This window comes from Mesorhizobium sp. M8A.F.Ca.ET.202.01.1.1 (genome assembly GCF_004791595.1).
Classification (GTDB): Bacteria; Pseudomonadota; Alphaproteobacteria; order Rhizobiales; family Rhizobiaceae; genus Mesorhizobium.
In genome coordinates, this window is sequence record NZ_SRUN01000001.1 from 666,448 (window position 1) to 682,805 (window position 16,358).

At 61.3% G+C, this 16,358-nt stretch carries 16 protein-coding genes and 2 pseudogenes; 8 read left to right on the plus strand and 10 right to left on the minus strand.

What is annotated here, in order from left to right; translation table 11 throughout:
* Positions 1-139: 139 nt before the first annotated feature.
* Complete coding sequence (locus EN845_RS03600; protein ID WP_127280635.1) at positions 140-796, plus strand: outer membrane protein; 657 nt, start codon at positions 140-142, stop codon at positions 794-796.
* A 65-nt stretch (positions 797-861) separates the two neighbouring features.
* Here EN845_RS03600 and EN845_RS03605 read toward each other — a convergent pair whose 3' ends face one another.
* Positions 862-1,458, minus strand: coding sequence for a glutathione S-transferase (locus tag EN845_RS03605; RefSeq protein WP_127871450.1), 597 nt, complete (start codon positions 1,456-1,458; stop codon positions 862-864).
* Positions 1,459-1,891: 433 nt separating this feature from the next.
* Positions 1,892-2,302 carry a hypothetical protein gene (locus EN845_RS03610; RefSeq protein WP_189343621.1) on the minus strand — a complete coding sequence of 137 codons (411 nt, stop codon included), beginning with the start codon at positions 2,300-2,302 and terminating at the stop codon, positions 1,892-1,894.
* A 639-nt stretch (positions 2,303-2,941) separates the two neighbouring features.
* Here EN845_RS03610 and EN845_RS03615 point away from each other — a divergent pair.
* The gene (locus tag EN845_RS03615) at positions 2,942-3,250 is read left to right on the plus strand and encodes a transcriptional regulator (protein WP_127280633.1); all 309 of its coding nucleotides are present in this window, start codon (positions 2,942-2,944) and stop codon (positions 3,248-3,250) included.
* A gap of 28 nt (positions 3,251-3,278) precedes the next feature.
* Here EN845_RS03615 and EN845_RS36740 read toward each other — a convergent pair.
* The 6 genes and pseudogenes from EN845_RS36740 to EN845_RS03645 form a co-directional block, all read right to left on the minus strand.
* Positions 3,279-3,602, minus strand: a pseudogene (locus tag EN845_RS36740) (LysE family transporter); the annotation flags it as partial.
* A gap of 160 nt (positions 3,603-3,762) precedes the next feature.
* A pseudogene (locus tag EN845_RS03625) lies at positions 3,763-4,164 on the minus strand (EamA family transporter); the annotation flags it as partial.
* Positions 4,165-4,198: 34 nt separating this feature from the next.
* Positions 4,199-4,651, minus strand: coding sequence for a hypothetical protein (locus tag EN845_RS03630; RefSeq protein WP_127871448.1), 453 nt, complete (start codon positions 4,649-4,651; stop codon positions 4,199-4,201).
* Positions 4,652-4,837: 186 nt separating this feature from the next.
* Positions 4,838-5,704 (minus strand): 23S rRNA (adenine(2030)-N(6))-methyltransferase RlmJ, encoded by an 867-nt coding sequence (locus EN845_RS03635; protein ID WP_127279838.1) that lies wholly within the window; start codon positions 5,702-5,704, stop codon positions 4,838-4,840.
* Positions 5,701-6,309 carry a hypothetical protein gene (locus EN845_RS03640; RefSeq protein ID WP_127279837.1) on the minus strand — a complete coding sequence of 203 codons (609 nt, stop codon included), beginning with the start codon at positions 6,307-6,309 and terminating at the stop codon, positions 5,701-5,703. Before EN845_RS03640 ends, EN845_RS03635 begins: the two co-directional genes overlap by 4 nt.
* A 19-nt stretch (positions 6,310-6,328) precedes the next feature.
* Complete coding sequence (locus EN845_RS03645) at positions 6,329-6,955, minus strand: TetR/AcrR family transcriptional regulator (RefSeq protein ID WP_245511626.1); 627 nt, start codon at positions 6,953-6,955, stop codon at positions 6,329-6,331.
* A 137-nt stretch (positions 6,956-7,092) separates the two neighbouring features.
* Here EN845_RS03645 and EN845_RS03650 point away from each other — a divergent pair, with 137 nt between their 5' ends.
* Entirely contained in the window at positions 7,093-7,560 is a 468-nt protein-coding gene (locus EN845_RS03650) for a carboxymuconolactone decarboxylase family protein (RefSeq protein WP_127279835.1), read from the plus strand.
* 769 nt (positions 7,561-8,329) lie between these two features.
* On the opposite strand, the gene EN845_RS03655 is transcribed toward EN845_RS03650, so the two are convergent.
* Positions 8,330-8,554 carry a hypothetical protein gene (locus tag EN845_RS03655; RefSeq protein ID WP_127279834.1) on the minus strand — a complete coding sequence of 75 codons (225 nt, stop codon included), beginning with the start codon at positions 8,552-8,554 and terminating at the stop codon, positions 8,330-8,332.
* Between the two features lie 65 nt (positions 8,555-8,619).
* Between EN845_RS03655 and EN845_RS03660 the strand changes: the two genes are divergently transcribed.
* Both EN845_RS03660 and galE read left to right on the plus strand, forming a co-directional pair.
* Positions 8,620-9,669 (plus strand): UDP-glucuronic acid decarboxylase family protein, encoded by a 1,050-nt coding sequence (locus EN845_RS03660; RefSeq protein WP_127279833.1) that lies wholly within the window; start codon positions 8,620-8,622, stop codon positions 9,667-9,669.
* On the plus strand, positions 9,666-10,691 hold the full coding sequence (gene galE / locus EN845_RS03665) for a UDP-glucose 4-epimerase GalE (RefSeq protein ID WP_127871446.1): 1,026 nt from the start codon (positions 9,666-9,668) through the stop codon (positions 10,689-10,691). Before EN845_RS03660 ends, galE begins: the two co-directional genes overlap by 4 nt.
* A gap of 808 nt (positions 10,692-11,499) precedes the next feature.
* Here galE and EN845_RS03675 read toward each other — a convergent pair.
* Positions 11,500-12,108, minus strand: coding sequence for a DUF995 domain-containing protein (locus tag EN845_RS03675; RefSeq protein ID WP_167531201.1), 609 nt, complete (start codon positions 12,106-12,108; stop codon positions 11,500-11,502).
* Between the two features lie 188 nt (positions 12,109-12,296).
* Here EN845_RS03675 and EN845_RS03680 point away from each other — a divergent pair, with 188 nt between their 5' ends.
* The 3 genes from EN845_RS03680 to EN845_RS03690 all read left to right on the plus strand — a co-directional run bounded on the left by EN845_RS03680 (position 12,297) and on the right by EN845_RS03690 (position 16,082).
* Positions 12,297-13,922 carry a glycosyltransferase family 39 protein gene (locus tag EN845_RS03680; protein WP_127871444.1) on the plus strand — a complete coding sequence of 542 codons (1,626 nt, stop codon included), beginning with the start codon at positions 12,297-12,299 and terminating at the stop codon, positions 13,920-13,922.
* Between the two features lie 184 nt (positions 13,923-14,106).
* Entirely contained in the window at positions 14,107-15,033 is a 927-nt protein-coding gene (locus EN845_RS03685; RefSeq protein ID WP_127871443.1) for a lysylphosphatidylglycerol synthase domain-containing protein, read from the plus strand.
* A gap of 44 nt (positions 15,034-15,077) precedes the next feature.
* On the plus strand, positions 15,078-16,082 hold the full coding sequence (locus tag EN845_RS03690) for a glycosyltransferase family 2 protein (protein ID WP_210212407.1): 1,005 nt from the start codon (positions 15,078-15,080) through the stop codon (positions 16,080-16,082).
* The last annotated feature ends 276 nt before the right edge of the window (positions 16,083-16,358 follow it).

A 16,358-nucleotide genomic window follows, 5' to 3' on the forward strand; every position in this document is an offset into this window, starting at 1 on the left:
CCAAGTTCAGGTTCGGTTCAGCCGCATTTTGACACGACATTTGGAACCGACGAACGCCAGACCCGTTTCACCCCCCGGACGGGTTGATGGCGATCGTGAGAAACAAGCCTGTGTCCTGTGGCTTAAGGAGTAAAGAACAATGCAAGCCAATCTCAAATTCGCACGGCCGCTGGCTGTCGCAATCGGGCTCTTCGCCCTCGGTGGTACCGCTTATGCAGCGGACGTCGTTCAGGAAGAGCCGCCGGCACCCGCTCCGGTTGCCGAACTTCCGGTCGCTTCGTGGGCCGGCCCTTATGCCGGTATCAACCTCGGCTACGGCTTCAGCGGCAAGACCAAGGAAAAGGATCTTGGGTTCTCGACCGACACCAAGGGTTTCGACGGCAGTGTCTTCGGCGGCTACCAATGGCAGCAGGAGAACTTCGTGTACGGCGGTGAAGCCGAACTCGGCTACAACGGCGTCAAGGGTGACGACAATGGTATCCACTCCAAGGGTGGCTTCGAAGGTTCGCTGCGTGCCCGTCTGGGCTATGCCGTGACCCCGGAAATCCTGCTCTACGGCACCGGCGGTCTCGCCGGCAGAAGCCTGAAAGTGGAAGACTCCGACCTCCTCGCCAGCGACACCGCTACGATGATCGGCTGGACCGCCGGCGTCGGCACCGACATCAAGCTGACCGACAACGTGTTCGGCCGCGTCGAGTATCGCTACACCGACTTCGGCTCGAAGAGCTTCGACGGTATCGGCAAGGTCAAGGCGACGGACAACCGCGTCACCTTCGGCCTCGGTATGAAGTTCTAAGTCCGTCCAAGCCACGACACGAAAAAGCCGGGCCTCGCGCCCGGCTTTTTTATTGCGGGTCGTTTTTAGGCGGGAACCGCCGACTTCAGCTCCGGGAATTTTTCGTCGAAGCGTGCGGCCCAGCGGGTCAACCGGCCGCGGCCCTTTTCCCATTTCCCGGCGAAGCGCAAAGAGAGATAGCCAAGGCAGGCCCGCAACGCCATCTGACCGGCCGTGATCTTCTTCGGCAGTTTTGGCGGATTGGCATTGAGCAAATCGAGTGCGGCGGTGATCTTCGCCCACTGGCGGTCAAGCCAGGGTTGATAAACCATTTCGTCGGGCCGGGTGCGGCGCTCATAGACCATCGACAGCGCGCAATCGCAGATACCGTCGGCCAGCGCCTCCAGCACTTCCGCTTCCAGACGCTTGTCGGGATTGCGTGGAAACAACGCGTTCTTCGAAATCCGGTTGAGGTGCTGGGTGATGGCTCGGCTGTCGTGAACAGAACGGCCATCATCGAGCACCAGCACCGGGATCTTGCCGAGCGGATTGGCGCCGATCAGTTCGGCCGGCCTGTCCTCGGTCTTGACCGGCACCTCATCGATGGCGATCCCGGCATAGGCCGCGGCCATCCTTACCTTGGAGCTGTAGGGAGAGGTGGACGCGTAGAGCAGCTTCGGCATGATCGGTTTCCTGTTTGCGGACATCCAGTGTCGACCGCAGGGCTGTTGCATCAATTGCCAGAGTGCAAAAAAAACAGCAGCCAGAAACCGGCCGCGGTCTCCGTCCTGGCATCACCACAAGCCTGAAAGCAGCAGCCTGGAAAGCATCAGCAGGCACGACGGCAAGCCGCTGGAATTCGAACCTGCATTCACACTTCACAGGCGCCCATACTTCAGAGGCGCCAGAAGCCGTGCCGTGACCTTCGCCAACCACGGCAGGAGCGAAAGAGTGGGGCGAGCGAGGCAGCCAACCGGCGCCTCGCTTTGCTTGCCCCTCGGCCCGTTACCGACGCTCAGCCCCGAAGGCTGAACCCGCTGCCGAATATGCTCCTACACAGAACGTCAGAGCGTCCTTGCCGTGTCCCGAAGGACACGTGACGCCCCAACGCTCCGTCTACTTCTTGGCCGGAGCCTTCGCTTTCGCAGGCGCTGCCTTTGCCTTCGGGGCGGCGGCTTTCTTCACCGCCGGCTTGGTTGCGGCTGCTGCTGCTTTCATGGCTGGCCTTGCCGCGGCCTTCGCGGCGGGCTTCGCCGCAGCCTTGGCGGGTGCTGCCTTCTTGGCCGCGGGCTTTGCCGCCGCCTTCGCCGCGGGCTTTGCAGCCGCTTTCGCCGCGGGCTTTGCCGCCGCCTTGGCCGCTGGCTTCTTCGCCGGTGCCGCCTTCGCTGCCGGCTTTGCCGCTGCCTTGGCGGGCGCTGCCTTCTTCACTGCCGGCTTCGCAGCAGCCTTGGCGGGCGCCGGCTTCTTGGCCGGTGCTGCTTTCGCTGCGGGCTTTGCCGCCGCCTTCGCAGGCGCTGCTTTCTTCACTGCCGTAGCGGCCTTCGCCGCGACTGCTTTTGCGGGTGCTTTCTTTGCCGGAGTCTTGGATGCCGGCGCTTTAGATGACTGCTTAGCCATGTCATGCCCCTTCACGTTATGCCGATGGCCGTGAATGACCCCGGCGCGCAATGCATATCTGACTCGCGTCTCGCTAGCCAGCGAAGCAATGGTATGATTTTCTCACCTTAAATTTTGGTTGCGATCGCCACACAATCACACTCATCACCGGAAAAATCCGCGGTTGATCTTCCGACATCGCCAGCAATTCGACATCGGCATTCGCGATGCGAGCTCGCCATCAAGCTCCGAAGATTAGCGAGCAACTTCACGCACGATCTTTGGTCGTGAAGATCATGACTTGCCGTTTCATCGAGGCGATCATCTTTTGCAAGAGAGCGGTCCGTGCGGATCACGAGCGCGATGCGACGCCGATCTGAAGATCACCTTGTCAAGCATGTTTCGAGCAGCAGCTTTCTGATTGACAGAATACTCTGTATAACAGAGTATTCTGTCACGGAGTCCGATCGCGCCTTCGATTTCGGTCATACAAAGGCAAGTGACACCCGCTGGCAGGGATTGCCGAGTCACACGGCGACAGGCCAAGGCTTTGCCGCATTGGAGCCATTGATGAGCGCCGACGACATTATCCACCAGAGTACGCGTCTCAGGATCATGGCCGTCCTGAACACGCTGGAAAGGCGCGAGGCCTTGGAGTTCACCCAGTTGAAAGCCATGATCGAAGCCACCGACGGCAATCTCGGGGCACATCTCGACACACTGGCCAGAGCTGGCTATGTCGACATTGAAAAACTTTTTGTCGGGCGTCGGCCGCAGACACGGGTCAGCGCCACGACGGCAGGACGGCGGGCCTTTCGCGGTCACATCGCCTTTCTTCGCAAGATCATCGATCAGGCCGAGGCACAACGCAGGAAATAGCCCAGCGACGAAGCGAACATCGGCACGTGGCGACGACCGCGACGCCGGCGCCGCGCGGTTCACCCGTCGCACGATCCTGGGTGTTCGCAGCAGACTACGAGCGCGGCCGGCGAGAACGACGTGCCCGCCGATCACCACAATTTCGACAGCCAGGATCACCGCGATCAGGATGCCGAGATGCGCTGATGCGAGCGAGGTTCCGACGACGTTCGGCAGCAGCGCCACATAGAACAACGGCGTTTTCGGATTGCCGAGATTGAGTGCGACACCCGTGGCGAAGATCGACAACAGCCCCCCGCCCGGAGACAGGTTTCAGCTCCGGTACCACCGGCGCGGCGGTCCAGAGCCTGATGGTGGCAAGGTCCATGGAGGCTCCCGAAAGTGACTTGTTGCTCTCGGGTTTCCGGCCTAGCCGAACCGGCCGTTGCCGGCATCAGAATAATCAGGATCGTCTCGACAATTGTCGATGGCAGCGGCATCGCAGCGTTTGTCGGCGAGCGTGAGCGTCGTCATCACGGCTGGAAGCCGAGACAAATGGCGCCGAGCGCGACGAGGGCGCAGGCGCCGACCCGCCGGGGCGTCAGCGTCTCGCCGAGAAACAGCCGACCGATGAAGGCCGCGAAGACGACGCTGGTCTCGCGGATCGCGGTGATCGGACCGGCAGGACCGAGTGCGAAGGCCGCCACCACGACGCCATAGGCCAAAAGCGCGAACAGGCCGCCGCCCAGCGCCTTCCACGTTTCCGGTGCCCGAGCATCGACGGCGAGCCTGCCGCGAAAAGCTACGAAGGTCGACGGCAGCAACAGGCCATAGGCCAGCAGGACCCAGGCGGTGTAGGCGCCGACATTGCCCGCCGCACGAACGCCAATCGCGTCGACCATCGCATAGGCGGCGATAATCGCCCCCGTTGCCAGGCGCGAAAAAGGATCGGAAAAGGAAGAAACGCGTTCAGCGCAAGACGCGGCAACGGCCGTTATAGACCATCCATCGATCGAAGCCCGAGACGCAGAACTCGACATTGTCGCCGATCGAGGCAAAGCCCTGGCCTTCCTCGATCAGATAGAAGATCGACCGATCCCGGCCATCCGACAGGCTGACGGTTGCCCGGCAATAGTGACGGCCGATCGGCCATTCCTCGCTCGCTTGCTCGTAGCGGTGCTGGCGAATGTCGCGAAAATCGGTGATAGCGACGTCGGGCAGATGCGGCACGTGATGCACCTGATAAGAGAACCGATCCGTGATCTTGCTCAGCACCCATGATTCGCCGCAGACGCTGCCATCGTCTTCAGTATAGACGGCGAGGTCAGCCGCCTTGACCGCCTGGGTGATCCCGAGAGGCGCGGCAAGCGGCGTGCAGAGCGAAATCAGGGCAGCAAGTGCGGATTTGGCGAAGCGAGTCATGGCAGCCTCTCAAGGTCGAATGCACGCACTGTGCGGATTCGCTTGACGGCGGTCAAGCGGTTGCCGAAACAATGGTTTCCAGAAACCGGTGCCGGACAGTTGCTGCAAGCAGCAATGCACTGGCGGCGGCGAAGTTCCCCAGAAGGCGGATCGTGCGGTCGTAACGAGCGCGGCGGTCGAAGGCGGCTATCCCGGCGGCGGGACCTGCTCGCCGGCCAGCCATTCCATCGACCAGTGCGCCGGTTTTGCCAGCGCAAGCAATCTGTGCAACGCCGGCAATACGGTTCTCAACTCACCTTCCAGCGTGAAGGGCGGATTGACCACCACCATGCCGGTGCCATCGAGGCTGGGTTCCGACGAGGCCGGCCTGATCTCGAATTCTATGTCGAGGATTTTCGGGATGCCGGATTGCTTCAGCGCTTTCCTGAAGGCGATCACCGCCCTACGGTCCTTGATCGGATACCAGAGCGCGTAGATGCCGCTGGGCCAGCGCTTGTGCGCCTTCACCAGCCCGTCGACGAGGCGGCCGAACTCACCCTCTTCCTCGAAGGGCGGATCGATGAGCACCAGGCCGCGCTTTTCCTTCGGCGGCAGGTGCGCTCCGAGTGCAAGCCAGCCGTCAATCTCCATCACCCTTGTCTGGAAATCGCCGGCGAACTCCGTCTTCAGCTTCGCGGCGTCTTTCGGGTGCAGTTCGATCGCCGACAACCGGTCCTGCTTGCGCAGGAGATTGCGCGCGAGCAACGGCGAGCCTGGATATTTCTTCACGCCGCCCTCGGGATTGAGTGAGCGCACCGCCGCCAGATAGGGCGCCAGCAGCGCCGCCGCCTTCGCGTCGAACGAGGTATCGATCAGCCTGCCGATGCCGCCCTGCCACTCACCGGTCTTTTGCGCTTCGAGTGACGACAGGTCGTAGCGGCCAATGCCGGCATGGGTGTCAACGACACGAAACGCCTTGTCCTTCTGCTTCAGATATTCGAGCAGGCGCGTCAGCACGACATGCTTGACGACATCGGCAAAATTGCCGGCGTGGTAGGCGTGGCGGTAGTTCACGTGGGACCCCTGCCCCAGCGTGGAGGCGGCTGCGAGTTCGGATTTTCCGGTCGTCCGCCACCGGAACGCAAGGACAGCAGGAAGCCGATCAAGCCGACCGCCATCAGCGAGAAGCCTATCGGCCGCGAGCGGCCGTCGATTTCCCCGACGCCGGAGCGCAAGACAAGGTCGACCGCTCGCATCGGTATGTCGTCGGCGTCGCCCGGGCCGACGGTGAAGACGTAGGCGCCAGGGTTGACAGTGGCAATCAGGCCAGCTTCGTCGCGAAAGATCTTGTCGGGCAGTTGCGGGCTGGCCTGGCGCGGATTGTCCACGTGGTTGAACTGCAGCGTCGAGGCAAGCACCGTGCGGCCATTGGTGGCCGCGGTCAGCGTCAACACCGTGCGCTGCTGCGAAACGATGCGTTCGGCCCTTGCCGTCAGGTCCACCAGCACCCGCACCGGCGCATCTCGACCTTTGAGCGATACGGTCAACGGCCTGAACCGGCCTTGCTCATAGACCCGCCAGGTGCCGATTTCGCGACCGGAGAAATTCGTCATCGCCCAGGGGTAGATGAGACCGATGCCGGTGCCGGCCAACAGGATCAGGACAAACAGAAAGCGCATTCAGGCGGTCACCTTGCAATCAAACCTTGCCGGACGGCTGGCTTGCATTCGCACCGTCGCGCAGGCGCTCCATTTCGTCCAGCACCATGTCGAGGCCGAGTTCGAATGTCTTGTCGAATTCGGCGGCACCAAAAAAGCGCCCGGCTGCCATGACATTTGGATAGTCCCTGGCCAATTGCTCGTCGCTGACCGTGTTCACCGCGGACGGGCCTCTGGAATAGCCCGCATTCTCGTCCAGCACCGCGCCCATCAGATAGTATCCGACGGTGCGGAACAGCCGCGCGCTGAGTTCAGTGTCGAAGCCGCCGTCCTTGAACAAGCCGATAATGCCGTTCAACCAGGCAAGGCAAGTCGGCGAGTTCATCCGATAGGTAACGATGAAACTGGAATAGGCGGGATGGTCGCGGCCGATGCGGCGAAAATCCTCAATGGCGATGCGCATTCTTTGCCGCCAGGGAAGGCTGGCGTCGGGGATTTCGAGCGCACCGATCAGCCGGTCGACCAGCGCTTCGTGCAGATGCGCCACTGAGGGAAAGTGATGGTAGATGCTCATCGCCTCGCAGCCGAGCGCAGCGGCGAGCTTGCGCATCGAAAAGCCGGAAAGCCCCTCCCTCTCGATCACCTCGAAAGCCGCGTCCTCGATCATTTCGCGGGACAGACGCCCGCGTGCTCTCTTTTTCTTGATTGATTGATCCATTAGCGCTGGCTTGACAGCTTACAGTGTAAGGTTCATTTTCACGATCACCTTACATCGTAAGGCTAGCAAAGGCCAGAGGAGAAACCATGTCGTACCATCGCATCGTCAAATCCATACAGTCTTCGTCCCATCGTGCTTTCCTGTTCGCCGCCGCCTGCGTGCTGTCGCTCGGCACCGGGCTGGCCCGTGCCGACGACTATGATGCCACCCTCAAGGACATACAGTCGACCATGGGCGGTGTACCGAGCTTTGTGAAACAGTTTCCCAAAACCGGTCTGCCCGGTGCCTGGGCCGAGGTCAAGGCCATCGAACTCAGCGACAAGACGGCGCTGCCGCCCAAGGTCAAGTCGCTGATCTCCCTAGCCGTGGCGGCACAGATCCCTTGCACCTACTGCATCTGGTCGGACACGCAGGACGCCAAGCGCGCCGGCGCAACCGACGAGGAGATCCAGGAAGCCGTGGCGATGGCGGCGCTGACCCGCCACTGGAGCACAATCTTCAACGGCATGCAGGTCGATTTCGATACATTCAAGAAGGAAATGGGCGGGCAGTAAGCCCGCTGGCAAGCCTGGCCTGCTTCAAGAGAGATCCATCACACTCGACAAAAGGGCTGGGATGGCCCGCAGCGAAGCGGGCCATCGTCAGCCTCGGCCATTTTACGGCTCGCACACCAGTGCTGCGTTCAACCCGAATGCGTGATCGCGCAATAGACAAGAGCCTGCCTAAGCCCTCAAATGCCATTGCCGAGATAGCCGGCATTCCACTATAAATTCGACGCGCCTGAAAGGGGAATGTCGCCTCGCATCTTTACGGATGAGGGACCTCGAATGCACAGAGATCACGGGCGGCCCGACGAAAAGAAATCGGGATTAAACCTTATTCCCGCGGGCCGATTTTGCCTTCTAATTTTGACTGTTGGTCTGCCCTGCGCCACTGCCAGCTGCGATGCGGATTCCATTCACAAAGCGATACTGGCAAGGTTTTCACAACCGAATGTTTACGTCTGCAGCCCGAGCGGATTTGGGCAACAATCTCATTGCAACCTGAAGATTTGAATCGTTCTGAACCTTCTTCATTCGGGTAGTTCTCCGGGGCTGCGCATCCCAGTGCCTCACGAGGGCACTTCCCGGCATTCCTCGATATCAAGCTTTTTGATGGCGCGCCCGAGAACAGCTCGCCGTGGCATGTGGAATCTCTTCGCGGTCGAGCCAATATGCTGATTCAAAATGAGGAACCGCGCCCACGGCCACCTGCACGCGACTAGCGGGCGTGCCGCCTCATGATTAACCATTGGCAAACACAATTGGTTAAGAAATCGCTAATTTAGTTGACTGGAATTTCCACAGGTATATTTTCAATTCGTTGGGATGTGCAATTTGGGCGAGCAATCGGCGATGATGGCACCAAGCGCGTGATCGCGATCTCGGGGCGCATGGACTGCTGAACGGCAGCATAGAAGCCGCGCGGCAGTGGCTCCGCAAACTCAGAAAATGACAAGCGCGCATCAATGATGGCGATCCGCGGATGCGGAGGATTGCCGCGTTTCAAGAACGTGGCCGGGCAGTGCTTTGCCCCGGCCCGACGGGTAGTGTTGCGGTGCGTAGGAGGACTGAATGAGTAAGGTCGTAAAGGTTCTGAAACTTGGTTCCAGGAACGACCAAGAGGGCAACGGCAAGGGCCACAACCGAAGCCGGGCTCTGGTCGCCGGGGGCGCTGGCTTCCTGGGATCGCACCTGTGCGAACGTCTTTTGCAGGACGGATACGACGTCGTCGCGGTGGACAATTTCCATACCGGCAAAAGATACAATCTCAATGCGCTGCTGCACGATCCGAGATTCAGCTGCATCGAGCACGACATCGTCGATCCATTGACCTTGGACCTCCGGTTCGACGAGATCTACAATCTCGCCTGCCCCGCTTCTCCGCCACACTACCAGGCAGATCCGATCCATACCTTCAAGACGAGCGTGCTTGGCGCGCTGAACCTGTTGGAACTGGCGCGTCGCAACAACGCCAAGATATTCCAGGCCTCCACGTCCGAGGTCTACGGCGATCCCTTCGTGCACCCGCAACCCGAAAGCTATTTCGGCAATGTCAACACGCACGGACCGCGGTCCTGCTATGATGAAGGCAAACGCTCGGCCGAAACCCTGTTCTTCGACTATTCGAGGACATATGGCCTCGATATTCGCGTTGCCCGCATCTTCAACACCTACGGCCGCCGCATGCAGCCCGACGACGGGCGCGTCGTCTCGAACTTCATCGTCCAGGCGTTGCGCGGCGAAGACCTGACCGTCTATGGCAGCGGCTTGCAGACCCGTTCCTTCTGCTACGCCGACGACCTGATCGAGGGCTTCATGCGGCTGATGAACGCGCCGAGTGCCCCTACCCACCCGGTCAACCTCGGCAATCCCGGCGAATTCACCATCATGGAACTCGCGACGCTGGTCGTGGGCTACACCAATTCCAGATCAAAGATCGTGCATCGGCCACTGCCGATCGACGATCCCAGGCAGCGCAAGCCGGACATTTCCTTCGCCAGGAACAATCTCGGTTGGGAGCCGAGGATCAATTTGGCCCAGGGGCTCGCGCATACCGTCGACTATTTCGACACCCTGCTCTACGGAAGGCGGCTGGCCAAGGGCGCCGCGGCGGCTTCATGACCGGGAAAGCAATCCTGGTAACAGGGGGAGCCGGCTTTATTGGCAGCCACACCTGCAAACTGCTTGCCGCCGCCGGTTACCTGCCCGTGGCCTTCGACAATCTATCCCGCGGCAACGAGAAGTCCGTCGCCTGGGGGCCGCTTGTCGTCGGCGATATCCGGGACCGTGCCGCAATGCAGGCGGCTATCGCCACGTACCAGCCGACCGCTGTCATCCACTTCGCGGCGCTGGCCTATGTCGGCGAGTCCGTCCAGCAGCCGGCCGAATACTATTCGACCAATGTGGCGGGCACCATCGCCGTGCTCGATGCCGCACGCGCGCACGCCATTGAAAACATCATTTTCTCCAGCAGTTGCGCCACCTACGGCGTGCCGGAAGCATTGCCCGTTCGCGAGAGTTCGTCGCAAAATCCGATCAGCCCTTATGGCCGTACCAAGCTGATGGGCGAACAGATCATCGGCGACTATGCGTCCGCATACGGAATGAAGTTTGCCATCCTGCGCTACTTCAACGCCTGTGGGGCCGATCCCGACGGGGAACTCGGCGAGTGGCATACGCCGGAAACGCATCTGGTTCCCAGGGTTCTGATGGCGGCGTCAGGCATCATCGATGAAATCGAGGTCTTCGGCACCGACTATGAGACGCCGGACGGGACTTGCGTGCGCGACTACATCCATGTCAGCGACCTGGCTCGCGCCCACCTGAAAGCTCTCCAACACCTGGAAGGCGGAGGACAAAGCCTAGCGGTCAACCTCGGCACCGGACAAGGCGTATCCATCAGGGAGATTGTCCAGGCGGTCAGCCGGGTGACGTCAAGACCGGTCCCGGCCGTCTTCAGGGCCCGGCGCCCGGGGGACCCGGCCGAACTCTATGCCGATCCGAGCAAGGCGCGCGCGCATCTTGGCTTTGTGCCTGAGCTTTCCGACATCGACACGATCGTCAGGACGGCCGCCCCATTCTTCGGGCTGCGGACGAAACCGGAGACACTGCCGCCAAGCAAGGCGGCAGCATCTGCCCGATAGATCACAGAGAGCGGGCTCGGCAACTGGCGCGCTGGCCAAATCCGCTGGGACTGCAGACATAGGGCGAACCGCCCGAGAACGTAGCGCCATCGACGGGATTGAAAGCGACCTTCACAGGTCCCAACGTCGGGGTTGTAACCGGCGGCGGTGCAAAAGCGTAAGTTCTTTCAGTGGTCCGTGTGGTGCTTGTCATCAGGACCTGGGGCTCGGCCCTGAGCGACTGCACAACATATCCACCTTGGAATGGCTGGACTGGAGGCCTGCTCTGGACCGGGTGCACGGCTGGCGTGATGATGACGGAACCGGTATTGGTCGCATCCATGACCTGACACCCTGCAACCAGGGAGGTCACCGCCACCACAACAATAGAGAGGGCTTTCTTGCTTGGGCGAAATACGCCCGCTGCGGAATTGTTCGCCATGTGTCCCTTGCCTTTGAGTAAAGCCAGGACGCGTTGCGACGCCTGCGCCGCCTCACGTCGTTTCAGTGACCACTCGCACATCACACAAGAATATTAGACATCACTAATTATTAAATTTCATGAAAGCCGTATGGTGGTGTACCCATCGTCTCGTCGTTCTGTCAGAGAGGAATCGAATGCGACCATTTGGCGGTCGGTGCGACGGCAATTCCTGCCGGACTGCTCCGCGCTTTTATAAGCGATTCGCAAGCTTCTTCACAGGCCCGGCAAAAGCAGCCTGCCTGACTCCGACACGCCGCACACGCCGTCACCGATGCCATATGGGGACGCCACAACGGAGCCAGGAACGGCGTTTCCCGTCATGCCGTGGGCCCAGCCTGGCCAGCCTTAATTCTTGGAATCGACCAACTTACGGGCCTCTTCAAACTGAGCGGCCTTGGTATCACCAGGTTCGAATTTTCGGTGTTCGTCGGAGGGATCCTCGGGAGTTCGTTTGAAACTGTACCATTCCCCGTCCGGATCCTTGCGCTGCTCGATGGTTCCATCCTTGATCTGATGGCTATAGCAGGTACGCTGCTGTTTGCCCTTGTAGCTCTTGGATCGCCAGGCGACATCCATGCACATCTTGCCGTCCTTGGTCACCAGCCACCTGCCCTCGGCGACAGAGGCTGAATCCTGCCCCGACGTCCAGGCCTCGAGGCGTCGATTGCCCCGTGCGAAATAGGCCGCTCCGTTTTTCCACACCCATGTGCGATCGGCATACAGAAGCTGCAGCTCATAGGGGGTTGGCACAGTGGCACTGTCCGCTTTTGCAGGTGCGCCGTCTTTGGCGGCCGCCGCGTGGGTCGCTCCCGCGAGGGCCACCTGACCGCAGAAGGCCAGGAGAAACAGGAGCGGCGTGAAACTTGCAGTCCGACGAGGTTCGTTGTGTGGCGGATGGTCGACGCCAAGCGGCGGCAAGCTGGTCGGAGCTATCGGTACAATCGGCGTTGGCATGTCTGTATTGTGGCCCAAGGCAGCGCTGTCGGCGCGACAGGCCTGTGAACTATTTAACAGCCGCGGGAGCTGCGATGTCAACTTTCGCGACGCCCGCTTTCGCCAAAATTAAGGATTGCGTCGTATACTCCTTCACCTTTGACAATCGCGTGTAAAAGCAACATCCGTCAGAGAGGATGCGGTTTCAAATGGGCGCCGACCCGGAACTAAATCAGGCCGAGGTTCAGCAATACCCGCGGCAGCCGACTGCTTGGGGCTCGGCTGCTCGCAATTACCTGAACCTCGACACGGCTATCTTGCTGGGGATCCTGTTCATCGCGATCGTGTTCAGGTTCCACAACATAACCTTGCCGCTGGTCGACGTCTTCAGCTGGCGCGAGACAAGCACAGCAATGATGGCCGACAATTTTCAACAGCGCAGCTGGAATATCTTCTTCCCTGAGGTCAGTTGGACCGGGCCCGGGCCGAGTTATCAGGGCCGCGAGTTCCAGATCGTCAGCTATCTAACCGCCCTGCTCTACCAACTCTTCGGCTGGCACGACTGGTTTGGCCGCATGGTTGCGGCCTTCTTCGGCCTGGTCACGGTGTTTTCGCTGCACAGGTTGACGGCGCTATGCTGGGGCGAAACGCATGCCCATGCGGCGGCGCTTGCCTATGCGCTGATGCCGGCGGCGATCATGATCGACAGCTCGTTTCTTCCAGATCCGTCGATGTTGGCCCTGGTGACAACAGGCGTCTGGCTTTTCGCGAGGTACTGGGCCGGCGGCAGCAGCTGGCTTTTGCCGGTTGCCACCGTCAGTTTCTCGCTCGGCGTGCTGGCGAAACCGCCGGGGCTCGCCGCCGGCGCCGTCATTTTCTACCTGATGGTTTGCTGGATTGTCGAGAAGAAGCGAAAGCAGGCGACCAGGGTGTTCCTGTCAGGGCTTTTGAGCCTGGCCATCATCGCCGCATATTTCAGCTGGGCGATCTATCTCGGCCGAACCTATCCGCCATTTCATGTCGCGGGCAGCGGTTATATCTGGGATTCCGGTTTCTGGGCATTCTTCAAGGAGAGCTTCTACTTCAAATCGGTGTGGAACACCTCGGTTTGGTGGTTCTACGGCTATCCGTTCATGGTGCTGATCGCGGTGGGCTTCTGGATGCCGCCCCCCGCCGAAAACCAGAAACAACGTACACTTTCGGCCATTCCTTATGTTTGGCTGGTGGCGGCCATGGCCGTCTATCTGGCGGCGGCGCGCGAGATCACCAGCAATCCCTGGAATTACCACATCTTCCATGTCCCGTTGGCGATGTTCTGCGGCCGAGGAGCACTGGTCCTGGCAACTCTGCCATGGGGCAACGCTCCGTCGCCGGCCATGGTCCTGCGCTCGATCTGTATCGTGGCCGTGACGCTCGTGTGGTCGACCTTTCCCCTCGTCAAGACAATGAAGAAGCCGGTTGCCATCAATGGCAAGCTGCTCGGCGAGGAACTGGCGAGATTGGCACAACCGGGTGACCTCGTCGTCGCAATAGCGCCCGAGGTCGGCGATCCAGTGGCTGTCTACTACAGCAGGGCGCGCGGCTGGGTGTTCCCGCCCGGCGGCGGCGATGTCGAATGGTCGAAATTCGTCGCGGACGACGACACCGCGATCGCGCAGCTCGAGGAGTTGCGCGCGCAAGGCGCAGATCTGTTCGGCGCGGCCAAGAACGCCGCCGACAAGCAAGACCTGCTGTTCGTCGAGCATCATGACGGGGTCATCGACTATCTGGACAAGACCGGAACCAAGCTTGTGGATTCCGATGATTTGCTGGTCTATAGGATCACCCGCCCTTGAGAGCCGCGACGGTCGGGGGCCGTGGGTTTTGGACATGGTCCCAGCAGTCGACGGCTCCGCATTTCGTCCGCGGGAGTTCGGCAAGGCGGTGGGCCAGGCGCCGATTCCGGTTGACGCCATGGGCATCCGGGCACCACGCATTGCCGCCGCCCGGACGAGGCGGCGAAAACCAGCGGAGAATTGGTTGAAAAGAGCAATCTCGATAGTCGCGACGCTGGCCCTGCTGGTCTGGCTCGCCAGCGACTCGCGCTGGAGGACGGTCGGCGACGCCTTCGACCGCGTCACGCCCGGGACGTTCGCGGTGGCGACGCTCGCTTTTTTCGTCACCTATGTCTTGCGAACGCTGCGCGTCTGCGACGAGTTCCGCGACGAGGTGCAAGGCCGTTTCGGCGCCTGCCTGCGCGTTATCCTGATCCACAACGCGATGATCAACGTCGTCCCTTTCCGCGGCGGCGAGACGGCTTTTCCCCTGCTCCTGCGCCAGATCTTCGGCGTACCGCTCATGCGCGCCAGCGCCTCGCTGCTGTGGTTCAGGCTGCAGGATGCCTTCGTCGTCGGCGTGCTGGCGTTGGCGGTGTGGCCAGGCCTGCATCCGGCGATCAGGGTCGCGGGCGTGGCCGTCCTGGTCGCGGTGGCATGGTACCTGCCGCGCTGGGCGCGCGCGCCGCATGACTGGGCCGGGCGCGGCAAGATCGTGGCCAAGCTCGGCTTGCTTCGCGACATCTTCACCGAGGCGACGGGGCGCTCGCGCTACGGCTGGTGGTGGACGATCGCCAACTGGTCGCTGAAGCTCGCCGTGCAGGGATGGCTGCTGGCGCTGATACTTGGCACATCGTTCACCACCGCCTTTCCAGGCGTCGTCGGCGCCGAAGGCGCCGCGATATTGCCGGTGCAAGGCGTCGCCGGTTTCGGCACCTACGAAGCGGCGGCGGCGGCGGCGCTGCTGACTTCCGGAATTGCGATGAAGAGCGGCTTGCAGGCGGCGCTGGCATTGCACCTCTTCATCCTGTGCTCAGCTGTCGTCACGGGCGCGATTGCCTGGCTGTTTCCCTCGAAATCGACGCTGCCGGGGAACCCGGCCGCCGGATCTGCAAGGAAGCCATCCCTATGACCGTATTACCTATCCCTGCTTCGGGACTGCCCGACGGCGCGGTGATGCCGGACCATACGCTGTCCATCGTCGTGCCCATGTATAACGAGGCCGAAAACGTCGAGCCGCTGCTGGCGCGGATTCACCAGGCCATGGAACATTATGGCCAGCCATGGGAGGTCGTGCTGGTCGATGACGGCAGCACCGACGCGACCGTGAGCGAGATCAGGCGCCTGGCGGCGCAATACGGCCCGCATGTGCATTCGGTCGAGCTGGTGCGCAACTACAAGCAGACCGCCGCCATGCAGGCCGGCATAGACGCGGCACGCGGCGACGTCATCGCCACGATCGACGGCGACCTGCAGAACGATCCCTACGACATTCCGCGCATGGTCTACCGCTTGCTGAGCGAGGATCTCGACCTGGTGGTCGGCTGGCGCAAGGATCGCCAGGAAGGGTTTTTTATGCGCCGGCTCCCCTCGCGCATCGCCAACGCGTTGATCGCGCGTGTCACCGGCGTGCGCCTCAAGGATTATGGCTGCAGCCTCAAGGTCTATCGCGGCACCGTCATCCGCAGCGTCAAGCTCTATGGCGAGATGCACCGCTTCATCCCGGCATGGCTGGCCACGGTGACGACCCCACGACGCATCGCACAAGAGGTGGTGACGCATCACGCCCGCATTCACGGTCAGTCCAAATACGGGATTTCGCGCACCTTCAGGGTCGTGCTCGATCTGGTGTTCATGTATTTTTTCATGCGCTATCGCACCCGGCCCGGTCATTTCTTCGGTGGTATCGGCATCGTGCTCGGCGCGCTGGGTTCGCTGATCCTTGCCTATCTGCTTTGTCTGAAGGTGTTTTTCGAGGAAGCCATCGGAACACGGCCGATGCTGTTCACCGGCTTCTTCCTGCTGATCGCCGGGGTGCAGATGGTGACGTCGGGCGTGCTGGCGGAAATGCTGGCACGCGTCTATCACGAAGCGAACGGATCGTCGGCCTACGTCGCGCGGCCGCGGTCGGCGCCGGAAGACAATGATAGCGGCTGGCACCGCCCCGCCCGTTTGTCGTGACGTGATCGGAATACCGGACAGGGATTTCGGTTTCAGGCGGAAAGTGCCGATCGAGGGACAGAATGGCAGCGTCCGCCGATTGCCATCGCCAGGAATGGCGGCCGCGGGCAAGAGGTCAGGCGCAATCCCTCGCCAACCTCTTGCCCTCGGCTCGCGCCCCCCGCGAGGAACGGAGCGGCGGCTGCATAAGTCAAATCACGCCGCCACTTCCAGGTCTGACGCTCTAGAACGGTTCACAGTTTCAAAGAGGACGCCGAACCAATCCATCTCTTTGTT